Genomic DNA, 15984 nt, shown 5'->3' on the forward strand with positions numbered 1-15984 from the left:
GTCGGTGCCGTACATCTTCTCCATGCGGGACTGGATGTCACGGACTGTCATGCCGTGTGGGTGTAGCGCCAGGACCTGCTCATCGAAGCCCGACCGGCGCCACTGGTCCTTCGGGACGATCTGCGGCTCGAAGTCCCCGTCGCGGTCCCTTGGCACCTCCACCTCGACCGGACCGACATAGGTCAGAACGGTCTTCGCGGCGATGCCATTGCGGAAGTTGCCCGTGCCGCGGCCGACCGGATCGCCCTTCTCGTAACCGAGGTGTTCGCTCATCTCGGTCTGCAAGTCCCGTTCGAGCAGGGCCTTCGACAGCCGACTGCAGCAGCCCGCCCGCGCCCGCGAGCGGGGCACCGGCAGCATCCGCCGAGTCCGCCAGCTGCTGGACCCGAGCGCCCAATTACTCCTGCGGGAACTGCCTGTCGGCGGCGGCTTCGGATATCTGAGTCTCAGTCGCCCGATTCTGCCCTCAGCCCCTGGCGGGACCACCCGGCCCCGCCAAAGTCATCAGATCGCGGACTTACGCGACCTTCCGGACATATCCCCGCCCTGGACCACGTGGACGCCACAAGACGGTTCCAACTACCTGTGCCATGTGGTAGCCCGGTGACTCACTCGACAGCGCCTCGGGCAGCACGCGACGATCCGGACAAGAAGCGGACCAACTCGGCGTCACGCCATTCGTTTTAGCCTTAACCGCAGGTCAAAAGCGAGTAGAGGAGTGCACCACCAGCAGACGAAGAACCCGCCGTCAGATGTGACAGGCTCACCGGCGCCCTTGCTGCTACTCAGTTGGTACGGCCGGAGGTTCCCCCTACAGTCGCACCAGAGCAGCTCACGGACCGAGGAAACTGAGGCGGACACTGCGGTTAGTGTTGCTCGTGTTTGTATCCACCAAACTCCGTTAAGGCAACTGTCAAATTCCCCGATCGCACCACCCACGTACTGTGTCATCGGAAGCCCGTGACTCTTGGCGAAAAAGCTAGCAATTCGGTCCAGTTGGCATTTTATACGCAATAACGCTCCACGACGATCACTTCGTACCCGGCGCCGACGACGAGCTCGCCGCCAGGGGCAAGGGAGACCGCATCAGGGGTGACGGGCATTCGGATCTCGTACTGGAGCCTGCCGTTGCTCAAGTCCCAGATACCCACGGTGCATCTGTTAGCGATAACGGCCACCGGCATCCCATCTAGGTAGCCTAGGTCCACGTCAGACACCCAACCGTCACCAAGCCGATGACGCAGCCGCCGGGTCCGCAGATCCCACACTTGGGCGCCATTGTCGGCCGTGCCCACCAAGACCACTAGATCGCGTCCGTCGGTGCCACATGCCAGGGCGTTGATCTGATCGGTTAGACCCTGCAAGTCACCTACCCTTGTCCAGTCAGTGAGATCCCAGAGTTCTACCTGCCGCCCGGTTGACTCGACCAAGCCATCCGTCGCGATCACGGCAAGGAGACGTCCGTCCACAAGAACAAAGGCCGAGGATGGGTCGAATGAGGACGCCATCTCAAAGGCTCCACTGATCTGTAGGCTTTCCAGGTTCCAGACGGCTGTACGAGCCATGCCGAAGCCTTTCCGCCCGACCAAGGCGACCGAAGCGCCTTCAATGTGCCCGCAAGCCAGCAACTGCAATCCCGAGTCACTTCGCACCTCGGCTCTTCCGGTCTCTGACCCGTCCACGAGATTCCACACTCGGACGGTGTCGTCATCCCCACTGGTCACCGCGACCGCTGTACCGGAAACCGTCGCACAGGCCACCCTCTCCACCCAACCGGTATGCCCTTCGAGGCACAGCAGTGCTCTTCCGGAGGCCAAGTCCCATACCCGAGCCGTGTGGTCGTGACTCGCCGACACGGCGACGGCGACGCCGTTAACCACAGTGCACGCGACCATCGACACCAAGCTGGAATGACCCTGGAGCTCACCCCTCTCATTTTGCTCTTCCAAGCTCCACAAACGGACAGATCCAGTGCTGTCGGAGCTGGCAGCCACCGGTCGGCCGTCTACGCTTGTGATCACGATGGACTCCACCCACTGCTCATGACCGTTGAGCCGGGCCAGCAACCGTCCGGCCGGCTGTTCCCTCATCTCGATCGAGCCGTCCCCGTATCCCACCACCATGACCGCGCGGTCGTAGACTTCCGTAAACGCGATGGCCGTGGGCCAACCAGACCCGATACGGCAAGAAGAGACGACGGTGTCCGTAGCCAGGTCGCGGAACTGTAGCTCCCCCTTGCGGTAGCCAAGCACCGCAAGGTCGCGGCCGCCCTGGGCAACACTCCCCACGGTCCGGCAGTCCTCAGAGTCACGAAGCTGCGACCACTCCCCGGACTCAAGGTTCCACCGCCGCAACGGGCCATGTGGTGAGCCGACAAGCGCGGTGGCCACCCCCTGCGTCTCCAGGCATAGGACCGCAAGGCGGGAACTGCTTGCGTTGGACACTCGCGGAAACGTTCGGCTGACCTCGCCGGACATCAGCTCTCGCGTCCAGCCCGATCCATCCGGAGCACAGCCGACAATCAGCACCTCACCATGTATTCGGGCGCAGGCTAGACCAGCCACGGCAGTCTGCACCCGGCCTTCCTCCGCCCTGCGGGCAATCTCGGACTCACTCTGCACCACGAACCTTCGAAGTTCGGTGGTACGTGCGAGGTCCCAGACGCGCACAGTTCCGTCGTCGGACGCAGTCACGACGAGCGTGACGCCATCCATTTCTGCGCAGGCCATCGCCGATACGGTACCCGTGTGCCCGTCTAGGGTGGCCACACAGATGTGCTGCGCCGGATCCCAGATCTGCACCGGCCCTCCGTGCTGCGCGCTGAGCACGACCGGCATTCCGTTGAGCTCCGCCGCGACCAAGGAGTCGTCGGACGTCGAGCTCAGCTCTCCCCGGAACAGGTTGCTCGTCTGGGACCCGGTCGCCCACCGCGGCGCCCATTCCAGCCTCTGCCCCAGCCTCTTCCTGTGCTCCTCCAGCCGGTACCGAGCCGTGTCCACAGCCAGCACCTGGGCCCGCTCGTGTACGCACAGATCGCGGTAGAGATGGGCCGAGGTGCGGTACATCGTGCGGACCTGCTGCATTTCTCCGCCTTGTACGCCGTCCATCGCGGCCAACAGACCAGTAGGTTCGGCATGCACCAAAAACCACGGGTCCCGCAGCAGACGTGCAAGGTCACCCGATGCCGTCGCATGACCCGCCAAATAAGAATGGACGTAGGTATGCGCACGCTCCCAGTCCGGGCCATCGCCGTCGCCCCGTGGTGGCACCGAGGCTATAAGCCCGGCCGTCATCCGTCGATAGTCCTCGCGGCTGCGCCGGGCGTCGCGCAAATGCTCGGCCAACGCCTCGTGGTACAGCCGGAACACCGACCGATTCTCGCCCTCTGGCACCTCAACCACGTAGGCACCCGCGTGCCTCAGTAGCCAGTCCACGTCGTCATTGCTGCACGTTTCGCCAGACAGGGCCGCCGCCAGCGGAGCCCACAGCGAGTCCCATGGCAGACCCGCGCCTTCCGCATAGGCAAGGGGTCGCAGCAAGCGCCGTACCCGCTGCTCGTCCTCACCGAACCGGGCCAGGTAGGCGTCAAAGGCCTGGCCGACCTCGGAGGGCAGCTCGTACTCCCAGCCCGGTTGAGACGTGTCGGGCGTCAGGTGACCGTGCAACAAGGCCCGCACGGTCATCCGAGCCACCAGGAAGGAGCGGCCCGCACGTCGAGCCACCGCAACGGCCATGGCCTCCCTGTCGTCGGTTGTCGGGCTGCTCGGCATCCTGACCAGCGTTCGCCGCGCATACTGTTCAATGTCGTCGCGTCCGGTGTACGCGTCAGTGTCCAGGTCGATGACCTCGATAGCCCGGCCCAGCTCGGGAATCATCGTGCGCCGGGTCCCAATCAGCAGGCGCAAGTTACGCAGCGCGGACAGCGGCCGCAACAACTCCCGTGCAATACGGTGCGGTTCCCGCCCCGCGACCCCTGTGCCCGCTTCCTCCAGCGCGTCAATCAAGACCGTTCGCAGCGGGCCACCGTACTCGGTTAGCCCGGCCAAGAGCTGCGCCGGACTGTCTGCCTCTATGTCAAGCGCGACTGCCAACCGGGCGGTGAGGCTCTCCAGGGTAGCGCCATGGGCATGCACGGAGACCGTCACCGAACCAAGAGGGGGCAGCAAGTGCGCGGGCGCCTCGGGGCGGTCCGGGCGGGCTAGCGCGAGCAGTCGGCCCAGGACAGCCGACTTTCCAGACCCAGGGTCCCCTGTCACCACCCGCGCGCGTGCATCGTGGGCAGGGCCGCGCAGCCATCCCGCCAAGGTAGCCAAAGTCTGCAGGCGCCCAACGAACCAGTCACCCGGCTCGCTCGCATACTCCACTCCGCGGCCCCGCGGACCGAAGTGCGCTGTCCACTCCCGCTGTGACTGCACGTCCATCGTCTCGTCGGGCAGACCTGGCCGGTACTTCGGATTTGGCAGGAACGGCGGGACGGCCCGGCCGGATACTGCGTGATAGCTGGCGCACTGGTCCGGGCTGTAGTCGCGGAGATGACTATTGACCTGGTCGGTCACCGTGGGGACGTCCAGGTAACGCTGCCGCATGCCGGCCGTACCCGCGCGTACCGCGGCCTCCAGAGCGGTAACGAAGGCGTGATCGTACGCCAGTTCGCGGGAGCGCGCCGAAGCTATAAGCCACAACCCGTCGGCGTCCGGAGGCCGGGAATCCACCAGCTGGCCCGTGACATTGGCGATCTCGGCCGCACCCAGCTCTGCATAGCAGGTGTCTAGAATCAGCAGGGCGTGTCCGACCCGTGTATCAGCCAGCAAGTCCGCGAGCTCGCGAGTGGCAAGAGTGGTGCTCACACGGTTATGCCTGCTATTACGACAGGTGAGTCGGTGGCTGCGGTCGTCCCGTAGGCCATGCCCGGCGTAATACACGACCAAGACGTCTTCCTTGCAGCGCTCTTCCGCCTTGAGCCAGTCCTCCAGACCGGTGCGCACCAGCTGAGCATCGGGCGCACCGGTCAGTTCCTGGAGGATCTCGACGTACCCGATAGAAGAGAAAAGGGATTTGATTCGGCGCAGGTCATCGGGCACGCCGGGCAGAGGCTCGAGTGTCCGGTCCTCCGTGAATGTGTCGGCACCGAAGGCGAAAACGTACCGGTTGAGTTCGTCGACAGGAATGGCGTCCCTCACATCCACCATTGAGACGCTCGTGGCCAGGCCATGCGTCACCGGGTCAGGCCATTGGCGATCGCTGTTCCGGTCTCCACCGCCGTCAGGTATGCCCGCATACTGTGCATCTCGGCGCCGTTGTCGACCGGCAGGTCCAGAACCTCCGAGCCGAATTGAGGCGCGAGTTCGCGAACCAGGGCAACCACATCGCCGCCATCGGCCAGGTTGGTCCATCGGTCGACGGGAGCTGGCCAGACACCTTTACCGTCCTGTTGCGGTGCGGGCTGCAGACGATCGAAGACCAGGCTGGCCAGCCCCAGCGGGGAACCTAGGGTAACCAAGGCTAGCGGTTTCCGGCCCGGCGGGAGCGCGCACAACACTTCGTACGCAACCACCGAGCCCAACGAGTGGCCCACGACCACCCGAGTCTCGGGCGTGATCAGCTCCGCGGCCCGTGTCCTTACAGCGGCCCGCAGTTCGGGCTCTGTGAAGTAGCGATGTACTTGCTTAAGGTCAGAAATGAGCAGCCGGTCGGAAGCCGCACCAAAGAAGCGGGTGCGGGTGAGGGCATGCAGGGCACGGCGGACACGATTCACGGTCAAAGGCCGGGAGGCCAGGTAGCCAACGGTGCCGCGGGGGGCTGGGCCAAGGCCACCAGCCGGGACACCGGTGTCGGGTCCGGGGATGCGTGGATCCAGCCGGGCAGCCTCGCGCCACCAGGCCTCCAGCAGCTCAGTCTCGAACCCCGGCTCGACGTCCTCCGCCCGGTAGTACGGCTCGCCGCGCGTGCCAGGCAGCCGGTAGACGTCACCGTATCCAGCGCAGGCAATGTCGCCGTCCGCCAACTGTTTGAGAGTGGGATCACGACGCAACGCGAGTCCGACCCCTCCACGCAGAGCCGGTTCTACCTCCGCCAACAGGGTCTCAGCGGTGTCAAGTTGCCTCCCAACTCCGTGCACTACGACAACCCGGCTCATAATTCCCCTCATGTGCGTCCCGGTGCTCCTGGCGCGAGCGTAGTGGGGCACAAGCGCCGAAGAGGCACTCCTCCTCCTACTCTCCAGTTTCACGAACGGTATCCAAATGTGGTTCGAGGCTGCGGCGCTGGCAGGATCCGAAATCGCCACGCATTACATGTGCTTCGTCATCGGCAGGACATGAGAAGGATCGAGGGGATTCGGAGGCTGCCATTCCAGTTTGGCCGTACCGGCTCCCGTGAAGGAGCTGCAGGCAGGGGAGCAGGAAGCCAAGCAGCGCCCTTTCGTCACGGAGCCACGAGCCCAGGCTTGGGCGGGTCACGGGATCCGTGGCGCCGGAGACCTCCCAGTCGTCCGCCCAACCGATGATGTAAGCCCCGAGGAGGCGGCGGCCGTGAGCACGTTTTCGCGCTGGCGCTCAGGCGAAGACGTCGCCAGCTTCACGCGCGACAGCCGCCGCACTCCGAGCAGGCACTTGCCTCATCCGTCGTAGGGTCGTCCGATCGCATTGAGGTCCGTACCGCGCATTTCTTCTCTCCGTTCGAGCGTGCATAGTACGGAGAATCGGCGGCCACGCCCCCGCTGAACGATCTTGGTCAGCCGAGGAAACTCAGACGAACCTGACGGTTGTAATTAGCGATGTTGGTGTCCACCAAGCACACCGACTGCCACGTGCCCAGCTCCAGCCTCCCCGCGATCACGGGCAGCGTCGCGTGCGGCGGGACCAAGGCCGGGAGTACGTGGTCGCGGCCGTGGCCCGGGCTGCCGTGGCGGTGTTGCCAGCGGTCGTCCGCGGGGAGCAGGGCATGCAGGGTGGAGAGGAGGTCGTCGTCGCTGCCCGCGCCGGTCTCCAGGACGGCGATCCCGGCGGTCGCGTGCGGGACGAAGATGTTGAGCAGGCCGTCGCGGCCGGGGGCGGCCCTGGTGAGGAACTGTTCGCAGTCGGACGTCAGGTCGGTGACGGTCTCCGTCGTACCCGTGGTGATGTGCAGGACGCTGGTCGTGAAGGCAGAGGGCATGGGCTCATTGTCCCGCTCGCACCGCGGGATTGCGCGTACACGTGCCGAGCCCCGCGTGGCCGGCGCGGGAGGCAGGCCGCCTGTCGCAGGGGGAGAGCCGCACGGGCAGACGGAGGCCGGGGGAAGATCCTCGCCATCGCCGCGGTTGGTAGAAGCGTGAACAACATCGGGGTGCACTCAGTGGACGTCGTGGTGATCGGCGCCGGTCAGGCAGGCCTGTCGGGCGCCTACCATCTGCGTCGCAGCGGTCTGTTGCCGGACCGCGATTTCGTGGTCCTCGACCACGCCCCGCGCCCCGGCGGCGCCTGGCAGTTCCGCTGGCCCTCGTTGACGTACGGCAAGGTGCACGGCATGCACGCCCTGCCCGGCATGGAGCTGACCGGGGCTGACGACAGCCGGCCCTCGTCCGAGGTGATCGGGGCGTACTTCGACGCGTACGAACGCGCCTTCGACCTGCGGGTGCACCGGCCCGTCGAGGTCGGCGCGGTGCGCGAGGGCGTGGGCGGGCGGCTTGTCGTCGAGACGTCCGAGGGCACGTATGCCACGCGCGCCCTGATCAACGCCACGGGCACGTGGGACCGGCCGTTCTGGCCGCGCTACCCGGGCCAGGAGACTTTTCGCGGGCGGCAGCTGCACACCGCGAACTACCCGGGGCCTGCCGAGTTCGCCGGGCAGCGGGTGATCGTCATGGGCGGTGGGGCCTCCGGGACGCAGCACCTGATGGAGATCGCCGAGGTGGCGGCGGACACCTTCTGGGTGACGCGCAGGCCGCCGGTGTTCCGGGAGGGGCCGTTCGGTGCCGATCAGGGCCGGGCGGCCGTGGCCATGGTCGAGGAGCGTGTGCGGCGTGGGCTGCCGCCGCAGAGTGTCGTGAGCGTCACCGGGCTGCCGCTCACCGATGCGGTGCGGCACGCCCGCCAGTCGGGGGTGCTCGACCGGCTGCCCATGTTCGACCGGATCACACCGGACGGCGTGGCCTGGAACGACGGTCGCGTCGTCGAGGCCGACGTCATCCTCTGGGCGACCGGCTTCCGGGCCGCCGTCGACCATCTCGCCCCGCTGCGGCTCCGTGAACCGGGCGGCGGCATCCGGGTCGAGGGGACGCAGGCCGTGCGCGACGGGCGTGTCCATCTCGTGGGGTACGGGCCGTCCGCCAGCACCATCGGTGCCAACCGGGCCGGGCGCGCCGCCGTGCGGGCGATCGGCCGGCTGCTGGAGGGTGCCGAGCCCGCTGCGGAGCGGGCTTCGTCCGTGCTCGCGTAAGGGGCGCTTCGGCATACTGCTCTCAGCCCTCGCGGCGATTGCGGTTGAACTCGGCCACGTTGCGCTGCTGCTCCGCGTAATCGTCGGTGAAGCGGGTGTCGCCGGGCGCGACCGTCACGAAGTACAGCCAGGGGCCGGGGGTGGGGCTGATCGCCGCCGCCATCGCCTGCTCTCCGGGGTTGCCGATGGGGGTGGGCGGGAGGCCCTTGCGCTCATAGCTGTTGTACGGGCTGTCGATCTTCGTGTCGCCCGTGGTGGTGTCCAGTGTGCTGCGGTTCAGCGCGTAGTTGAGCGTGGAGTCCATCTGAAGCGGCATGCCACGGTCGAGCCGGTTGTGGATGACCCGGGCCACCTTGGCCATGTCGGAGTCGGTGTCCGCCTCGGCCTGCACGATGGCGGCGATGGTCACCGTCTGGTAGACGGTGACGTCGTTGCGCTCCGCGCCGGCCGTGATGTGGTCGGCGCCGAACCGGCTCACCGCCGTGTCGACCATGTAGCGCAACAGGCTCTTCGGGGTCGTATCGGAGGTGATGGGGTACGTCGCCGGGAAGAGATAGCCCTCGGGGTTGCCCTTCGCCTCGGCCGGAAGCGGCAGGTTCGCCGTCGGGACCGCGTTCTCCGTGGTTCCGGCCGGCTCGCCGAGGGCCTTGTCGGCGGCCACGTACACCTGTGAGGCCCGCCATCCCTCCGGAATGGCCAGGGAGCGACCTTGCTCAGCGGTCTTCGGCTCCCTGGTCAGCAGCGGTACGAGGACGGCGGCGGCCACCCCGAGTACGAGAACGGCACCGATGAGCAGCAGCAGACGACCCCGCCGGGTCGGGCGGATCCTGCGGCGGGGACGGGTGTCCGGGGAATCGTGCGCCATGCGCGCACGCTATCCCGCGCGGATCGCGGCGCCGGTGCGACGTCCGCGGCGACACGCGGGCACGCACCACGCGACCTGAACACACGAACAAGGGATCGGATGTTCGCTGGAACGCGTGATCGTATCGGCTTTCGTTGCTCAACCGCCTGACGGCGGTTGATGATTACAGGGCGCAAGCGACGGGCTGCAGACCGCGACTGCGCTGTCCCAGAGATGCACCATGTACGAGGAGAAACACCGATGAACCTGATCACCAACCTGCTGGCCGGCGTCGTCCACTTCGTGGGTTGGCTCATCTGACCATTGCTCCGCCCGGCGCCGTCGCTCCCCGTCCCACGGGGGCGGCGGCGCCGTCGTGTGCCGCCGCGTGTCACCAGCCGCGGCGCCCGACCATGCCTGACCGCCGTGCATCCGTTGCGTGGACCCGGCCGGTCAGCCGGCCACGGGGGCGAGCCGGGTGTCGTCCCTGCGGACCAGGGCCGCGTACCGCCCGTCCTGTCGCAGCAGTTCCTCGTGGCTGCCGCGCTCCGCGGTCCGGCCGCCGTCGAGGACGACGATCTGGTCGGCGTCACGGACGGTGGAGAGCCGGTGCGCGATGGTGATCGTCGTACGTCCGGCCGAGAGCGCGTCGATCGCCTCCTGTACGGCGAACTCGGTACGGGTGTCCAGGGCGCTCGTCGCCTCGTCGAGGATCAGCACCGGCGGGTCGCGCAGGATCGTGCGGGCGATGGCCAGGCGCTGCTTCTCGCCTCCCGAGAACCGGTAGCCCCGTTCACCGACGAGGGTGTCGTAGCCGTCGGGCAGCGAGGCGATGTGGTCGTGGATCTGAGCGGCGCGGGCCGCCGCCTCGATCTCCTCGTCGGTCGCATCCGGCTTGGCGAAGCGCAGGTTCTCGGCGACGGAGGCGTGGAAGAGGTACGTCTCCTGGGAGACCACTCCGACCGCCCTGGCCAGGGTGTCGAAGTCCAGTTCGCGCACGTCGATCCCGTCGAGCGTGACCCGGCCGCCCGTGACGTCGTAGAGCCTCGGCACCAGGTAGCTGAGGGTGGACTTGCCCGAACCGGTGGGGCCGACGACGGCGAGACTGGCCCCGGCGGGGACGGTCACATCGACGTCGATGAGGGTCGGGCCGCTCTTCTCGTCGTAACTGAAGTCGACGTTCTCGAAGCGGACCTCACCGCGGATCTTCTCCAGTCGTACCGGCTTCTCCGGCTCGGTGATGTCCACCGTGAGGTCGAGGTATTCGAAGATCCGCTGGAAGAGGGCGAGTGACGTCTGCATCTGCACCCCGGTGGAGAGCAGGCTCACGGCGGGCCGGAAAAGGCCCTGCTGGAGCGAGACGAAGGCCACGAGCGTACCGATCGACACGTCAGGACCACCGGACTGCAGGGCGATTCCCGCGGCCCAGTAGATGACGGCCGGCATGGCGGCCATCACGATGCCGATCGTCGACATCCGCCAGCGTCCGGCCATGCTGGAGCGCACTTCGAGGTCGACCAGGCGCTCCGACTCCTCGGCGAACCCCTTGGTGAGCGAGTCCGAGCGGCCCATGGTGCGGCCGAGCAGGATGCCACTGACGGAGAGCGACTCGGTCACGGTGGCCGCCATGGCGGCCATCTGCTTCTGGCGCTGGGTGGTGATCTTCTTCCGCTCCCGGCCGACCCGGCGGCTGATCCAGACGAAGACCGGCAGCAGGAGCAGCGAGACGACGGTGAGCCGCCAGTCGAGTGCCAGCATGGCGACGACCGTGGCGATGACCGCGGTGAGGTTGGAGACAAGGGAGGTCGCCGTCGAGGTGACGGTGGCCTGCATGCCTCCGATGTCGTTGGCGATCCGGGACTGGACCTCGCCCGTGCGGGTTTTGGTGAAGAAGGCGAGCGGCATCCGCTGGAGCTGCGTGTAGACGGCGGTGCGCAGGTCGTGCATGACCCGCTGGCCGACCGTGGTGGAGATGAGGGTCTGGAGCACGCCGAAGACGCTGTTCATCACCGCGGTGAGGATCATGCCGAGGGCGAGCAGCGAGAGCAGCCCGGTCCGCCCCTGCGGGATGGCGGTGTCCAGGATCTCTCGCAGCAGGAACGGGGAGGCGACCGACACCAGCGACGAGGCGCCGACGAGCAGTCCGACCACCGCCAGGCGGCCGCGGTAGGGATGGAAGAGGCGGAGGATGCGGCGCAGCTCGCCAGGCGGCCGGTCGGCGTCCCGGGGCGGGGGTGTCCACGTGGGTTCGTCGGGTTTCATGGGCTCCTTCGTCAGGCGTGCGACAACGGGAAGGCGGGCGCGGGCGCCTGCGGAGCGTGCGCGTCCAGCGTGTGGGCGGGGCTGGCCGAAGGCGGTGCTGCGTGCCGTACGCGTAGCAAGTTCTTGGAATTCAGCGTCGTCGGCAGCCGGAAAGCGCCCTTTCGGTCGGACTGGATGAGAGCCTAGCTCATTGTTACCTATACTCACAATGAACAAGGTCCTGATATTGTTCCCGTCATGGACTCCCCCGACCCCGACGGCGTGCTCGCCGAACAGCTGCTGCGGCTGACCCGCAGGCTCCAGCGCATCCAGGGCCGTCAGCTGGAGCCGATCGGCATCACCCCGGCGCAGTTCCGGCTCCTGCGCACCGTCGCGCACTACGACGGTCCTCCCCGGATGGCGGATCTCGCGCAGCGTCTCGACGTCGTCCCCCGCGCCGTGACCACGCTGGTCGACGGGCTGGAGGCCAGCGGCCGGGTGCGCCGGGCCGCCGATCCCGACAGCCGCCGGGTGGTCCGGATCGAGATCACGGACGAGGGAATCGCCACGCTGCGGTCGCTGCGCAACGCGCGCCGGGCGGCCGCAGAGGAGATCCTGGCTCCGCTGACCGCCGATCAGCGCGAGGTGCTCGGCGGCCTGCTCACCGCTCTGGTCAACGGAATGCCGGAGCGCAACTGCTGACCGGGTGCGAACCGCCGCACCGAGCCGCCGAGGGGTATGGACATGCCACTGCTGGAACCGAATGCGGATGCCCTGCGCCCCGGCGTGGCACGGCCCCCCTCCCACGACCGGGTCCCCGCCGGCAGCGCACCGGGCACGCCGGAACCCTTGCGTGGCGAGCTGACCGCGCTCCTCGGCGCGCACAAGGTGCTCTGGAAGATCTCCGACCTGGTGCGGTACGCCTCCGACGCCAGTCCCTACCGGTTCGTTCCCCAGGTCGTCGTCGTTCCGGAGGACATCGACGACGTCTCCGCGATCCTGTCGTACGCCCACGGCAAGGGCCGCAACATCGTCTTCCGGGCCGCGGGCACCAGCCTGAACGGCCAGGCCCAGGGTGAGGACATCCTCGTCGACGTACGCCACCACTGGGCGGGCATCGAGGTCCTGGACGCAGGCGCGCGGGCCCGGATCCGCCCGGGAACGACGGTCATGCGGGCGAACGCCGCCCTCGCCCGGCACGGCCGGCTGCTGGGGCCGGACCCGGCGAGCGCGATCGCCTGCACGGTCGGGGGCGTGGTCGCCAACAACGCCTCGGGGATGACCGCCGGCACCACCCGGAATTCGTACCGCACCGTCTCCTCCCTCACCTTCGTGCTGCCCAGCGGCACGGTGGTGGACACCGGCGATCCCGCGGCGGACGAGGACCTCGCGCACGCGGAGCCGCGGCTCTGCGAGGGGCTGCTCGCCCTCAAGGCGGAGATCGAGGCCGACGCGGCGCTCACCGCCCGGATCCGGGCCAAGTACGAGATCAAGAACACCAACGGCTACCGGCTCGACGCCTTCCTGGACGGTTCGACGCCGGTGCAGATCCTGCGCGGTCTCATGGTGGGCTCGGAGGGGACCTTCGGTTTCATCTCCGAGGTCGTCTTCGACACGCTGCCACTGGACCGCAGGATCTCCACCGCACTGCTCTTCTTCCCCTCCCTGACGGCTGCCGCGGCAGCCGTCCCGCTGTTCAACGAAGCGGGCGCCATCGCCGTGGAGCTGATGGACGGCAACACCCTGCGCGCCTCGGTCAGCGTCAAGGGCGTGCCTGCCGACTGGGCGGGGCTGCCGAAGGAGACCGCGGCCCTGCTGGTGGAGTTCCGCGCTCCGGACGAACCGGGCCAGGAGGCCTACGAGGAGGCGGCGGCCGCGGTCGTGCGCCAGTTGGAGCTGGTCCGGCCCGTCACCTCGGTGACCAATGAGTTCACGCGGGACGCCCGGACCATCTCCGGCTACTGGAAGGCCCGCAAGGCCTTCGTCACCGCCGTCGGCGGCTCCCGCCCGGCCGGCACGACGCTGATCACGGAGGACTTCGCGGTTCCGCCCTCCCGGCTGGCCGACGCCTGCGAGGCGCTGCTCACGCTCCAGGCCGAGCACGGTTTCGAGGCCGCCGTCGCCGGCCACGCGGCCCACGGCAACCTGCACTTCCTGCTGGCGTTCGACGCGGCGAAGCAGTCCGACGTCGACCGGTACGCCGCCTTCATGGCGGACTTCTGCCGGCTCACCGTGGAGCGGTTCGACGGATCCCTCAAGGCGGAGCACGCCACCGGCCGCAACATCGCCCCTTTCCTGGAGCTGGAGTGGGGTCCCCGGGCGACCGAGCTGATGTGGCGGACGAAGCAGGTCATCGACCCGCACGGGGTCCTGGCGCCCCGGATCGTGCTGGACCGCGACCCGAAGGCCCATCTGCGCGGGCTGAAGACCATTCCCAAGGTCGAAGCGGTGGCCGACCCCTGCATCGAATGCGGATTCTGCGAACCGACCTGCCCCAGCCGCGACCTGACCACCACACCGCGCCAGCGCATCGTGCTGCGCCGGGAGATGATGCGGCAGCCGGACGGTTCACCGGTGGAGGCGGAACTGCTCGACGCCTACGGCTACGACGCCGTCGACACCTGCGCGGGCGACTCCACGTGCAAGCTCGCCTGCCCCGTCGGTATCGACACGGGCGTCATGATGAAGGACTTCCGGCATCGGCGGCACTCGCCGCGCGAGGAGCGGATCGCCGCGCTCACCGCGAAGAACTTCCGTGCCGTCGAAGCAGCGGCCCGGCTGGCCGTCGCCGCGGCCGACCGGATCGACGACCGGCTGCTCCGAGGAGTCACCGGTCTCGTCCGCAAGGCCGTGAGTCCCGATCTGGTACCCGAATGGCTGCCGGAGATCCCCGGCCCGGCCGCCCGCAAGCTGCCGCGCACCTCCAGGACGGGGGCGAGCGCGGTCTACTACCCGGCCTGCGTCAACCGCATCTTCGGCGGGCCACAGGGGCATCGCGGCCCGTCGCTCCCGCAGGCCGTGGTCCTCGTCTCGGCGCGTGCCGGAAAGCCCGTGTGGATCCCGGAGGACGTCGCGGGAACCTGTTGCGCGACGATCTGGCACTCCAAGGGGTACGACGCCGGAAACGCCGTGATGGCCAACCGGATCGTGGAGGCCGCCTGGGGCTGGACCGCCGGCGGCAAGCTGCCCCTGGTCGTCGACGCCTCCTCGTGCACGCTGGGCATCGCCCACGAGGTGGTGCCGTATCTGACCGAGGACAACCGGAAGTTGCATCACGAACTGACCGTGGTGGACTCGCTGGTCTGGGCGGCCGACGAGCTCCTGCCGGAGCTGACTGTGCTGCGGAAGGCCGGTTCGGCGGTGCTGCACCCGACGTGCTCGATGGAGCATCTGGACGATGTCGCCCAGTTGCGCACGGTCGCGGAGGCGTGCGCGGAGGAGGTCGTACTCCCCGACGACGCGGCGTGCTGCGGCTTCGCGGGTGACCGCGGCATGCTGCACAAGGAGCTGACGGACTCGGCCACGGCGAAGGAGGCCGCCGAGGTGAACACCCGGGACTACGACGCGTATCTGTGCGCCAACCGCATGTGCGAGATCGGCATGGACCGGGCGACGGGGCGTTCGTACCACTCGGCGCTGATGGAGCTGGAGCGGGCCACCCGCCCGGGGCCCGCCCAGGTGTACTGACCCCGTGAGGCTGGGGACGCGGCCGGCGGACGGCCGGCTCAGGCCTTGAGGCTCGCGCGGTCGCCCATCACGACGACCGGGTGCTGTTTCGGGTCCAGGGTGCGCAGCAGCTTCACCATGGCCTCCTTCGGCAGGCTCACGCAGGCCGATGTGCCACTGCCGTGGTCCATGTGGAGCCAGATACTGCCACCCTTCGACTGGCCCTCGGGGCGCGTCGGGTCGTTGGGGGCCGTGCCCTTGACGCGGTTGTAGTCAATGGCGATGACGTAGTCGAAGTCGTGCCAGTAGGGCTTGGCCCAGTAGCGGGGGGCCTGGATCGCGGCCGATTCGCTGTACGGGAGCCGGGCGCCCGGGTCGGGCAGTGCGCCGCCCGCGTCGGTGAGGGTGAAGACGCCGACCGGGGAGCGCTTGTCGTCCTCGTGGTGGTTGGTGGTCCAGCCCTTGCGGCCGTTGTGGGCCTTCCAGCCGGCCGTCCTGTCCCAGGTGGAACCGGTCCGGGTGTACAGCACGACCGTGGAGTCCGGCGCATTCCTGCCCGCGCCGTACACGGCGACGACCTGGCGTGAGTCGTCCGGGATCTTCGACTGGAGCCGGTCACCCACGTCCGGAATGCGCTTCAGGTCCGTGGTCTGCGCCTCGTTCTTGTCCTTGCGGGCACCCGCCGACCGGGCGTCACCCTTCTCCGGGTCCTCGCCGCCCCCGCACGACGTCAGGGTGGTGAGCAGGACTCCGCAGGCGGCCGCCGAAGCCACCACTCGTACCGCACCGGCTATTCGCATCCGTCCATGCTCGCA

Annotated in this window: 9 protein-coding genes and 1 pseudogene; 3 read left to right on the forward strand and 7 right to left on the reverse strand. The window is 68.2% G+C overall.

Going from position 1 to position 15984, the window contains the following annotated elements; all coding sequences use genetic code 11:
* Nucleotides 1-24: 24 nt before the first annotated feature.
* From ACFYPA_RS21735 to ACFYPA_RS21750, 4 genes and pseudogenes are all read right to left on the reverse strand, one after another.
* Nucleotides 25-360: pseudogene (locus ACFYPA_RS21735) on the reverse strand (transposase); the annotation flags it as partial.
* A gap of 644 nt (nucleotides 361-1004) precedes the next feature.
* Nucleotides 1005-5219 carry a caspase family protein gene (locus ACFYPA_RS21740; protein ID WP_389133622.1) on the reverse strand — a complete coding sequence of 1405 codons (4215 nt, stop codon included), beginning with the start codon at nucleotides 5217-5219 and terminating at the stop codon, nucleotides 1005-1007.
* The gene (locus ACFYPA_RS21745) at nucleotides 5216-6004 is read right to left on the reverse strand and encodes a hypothetical protein (protein ID WP_389133625.1); all 789 of its coding nucleotides are present in this window, start codon (nucleotides 6002-6004) and stop codon (nucleotides 5216-5218) included. The genes ACFYPA_RS21740 and ACFYPA_RS21745 overlap by 4 nt, the downstream gene beginning before the upstream one ends.
* A gap of 728 nt (nucleotides 6005-6732) precedes the next feature.
* A complete protein-coding gene (locus ACFYPA_RS21750) occupies nucleotides 6733-7155 on the reverse strand; it encodes a YjbQ family protein (RefSeq protein ID WP_389133628.1) in 423 nt (140 codons plus the stop codon).
* A 171-nt stretch (nucleotides 7156-7326) separates the two neighbouring features.
* Here ACFYPA_RS21750 and ACFYPA_RS21755 point away from each other — a divergent pair, with 171 nt between their 5' ends.
* Nucleotides 7327-8418, forward strand: a complete 1092-nt coding sequence (locus ACFYPA_RS21755) for an NAD(P)-binding domain-containing protein (RefSeq protein ID WP_389133630.1) — start codon at nucleotides 7327-7329, stop codon at nucleotides 8416-8418.
* Nucleotides 8419-8440: 22 nt separating this feature from the next.
* Here the strand turns inward: ACFYPA_RS21755 and mltG are convergent, their stop codons facing one another.
* Both mltG and ACFYPA_RS21765 read right to left on the reverse strand, forming a co-directional pair.
* On the reverse strand, nucleotides 8441-9283 hold the full coding sequence (gene mltG / locus ACFYPA_RS21760) for an endolytic transglycosylase MltG (protein ID WP_359352830.1): 843 nt from the start codon (nucleotides 9281-9283) through the stop codon (nucleotides 8441-8443).
* Nucleotides 9284-9715: 432 nt separating this feature from the next.
* Nucleotides 9716-11524, reverse strand: coding sequence for an ABC transporter ATP-binding protein (locus ACFYPA_RS21765; RefSeq protein WP_389133633.1), 1809 nt, complete (start codon nucleotides 11522-11524; stop codon nucleotides 9716-9718).
* 237 nt (nucleotides 11525-11761) lie between these two features.
* On the opposite strand from ACFYPA_RS21765, the gene ACFYPA_RS21770 reads away from it, so the two are divergent.
* A complete protein-coding gene (locus ACFYPA_RS21770) occupies nucleotides 11762-12205 on the forward strand; it encodes a MarR family transcriptional regulator (RefSeq protein WP_359083493.1) in 444 nt (147 codons plus the stop codon).
* 42 nt (nucleotides 12206-12247) lie between these two features.
* Entirely contained in the window at nucleotides 12248-15190 is a 2943-nt protein-coding gene (locus ACFYPA_RS21775; RefSeq protein ID WP_359315783.1) for an FAD-binding and (Fe-S)-binding domain-containing protein, read from the forward strand.
* Nucleotides 15191-15228: 38 nt separating this feature from the next.
* On the opposite strand, the gene ACFYPA_RS21780 is transcribed toward ACFYPA_RS21775, so the two are convergent.
* On the reverse strand, nucleotides 15229-15969 hold the full coding sequence (locus ACFYPA_RS21780; RefSeq protein ID WP_359352836.1) for a L,D-transpeptidase family protein: 741 nt from the start codon (nucleotides 15967-15969) through the stop codon (nucleotides 15229-15231).
* Nucleotides 15970-15984: the final 15 nt, after the last annotated feature.

The organism is Streptomyces sp. NPDC005775 (assembly GCF_042871565.1).
GTDB lineage: Bacteria > Actinomycetota > Actinomycetes > Streptomycetales > Streptomycetaceae > Streptomyces.

Coding starts and splice junctions, on each gene's coding strand:
- mltG (WP_359352830.1), bottom strand. CDS start 9,283: ATGGCGCACGATTCCCCGGACACCCGTCCCCGCCGCAGGATCCGCCCG.
- ACFYPA_RS21750 (WP_389133628.1), bottom strand. CDS start 7,155: ATGCCCTCTGCCTTCACGACCAGCGTCCTGCACATCACCACGGGTACG.
- ACFYPA_RS21765 (WP_389133633.1), bottom strand. CDS start 11,524: ATGAAACCCGACGAACCCACGTGGACACCCCCGCCCCGGGACGCCGAC.
- ACFYPA_RS21770 (WP_359083493.1), top strand. CDS start 11,762: ATGGACTCCCCCGACCCCGACGGCGTGCTCGCCGAACAGCTGCTGCGG.
- ACFYPA_RS21780 (WP_359352836.1), bottom strand. CDS start 15,969: ATGCGAATAGCCGGTGCGGTACGAGTGGTGGCTTCGGCGGCCGCCTGC.
- ACFYPA_RS21775 (WP_359315783.1), top strand. CDS start 12,248: ATGCCACTGCTGGAACCGAATGCGGATGCCCTGCGCCCCGGCGTGGCA.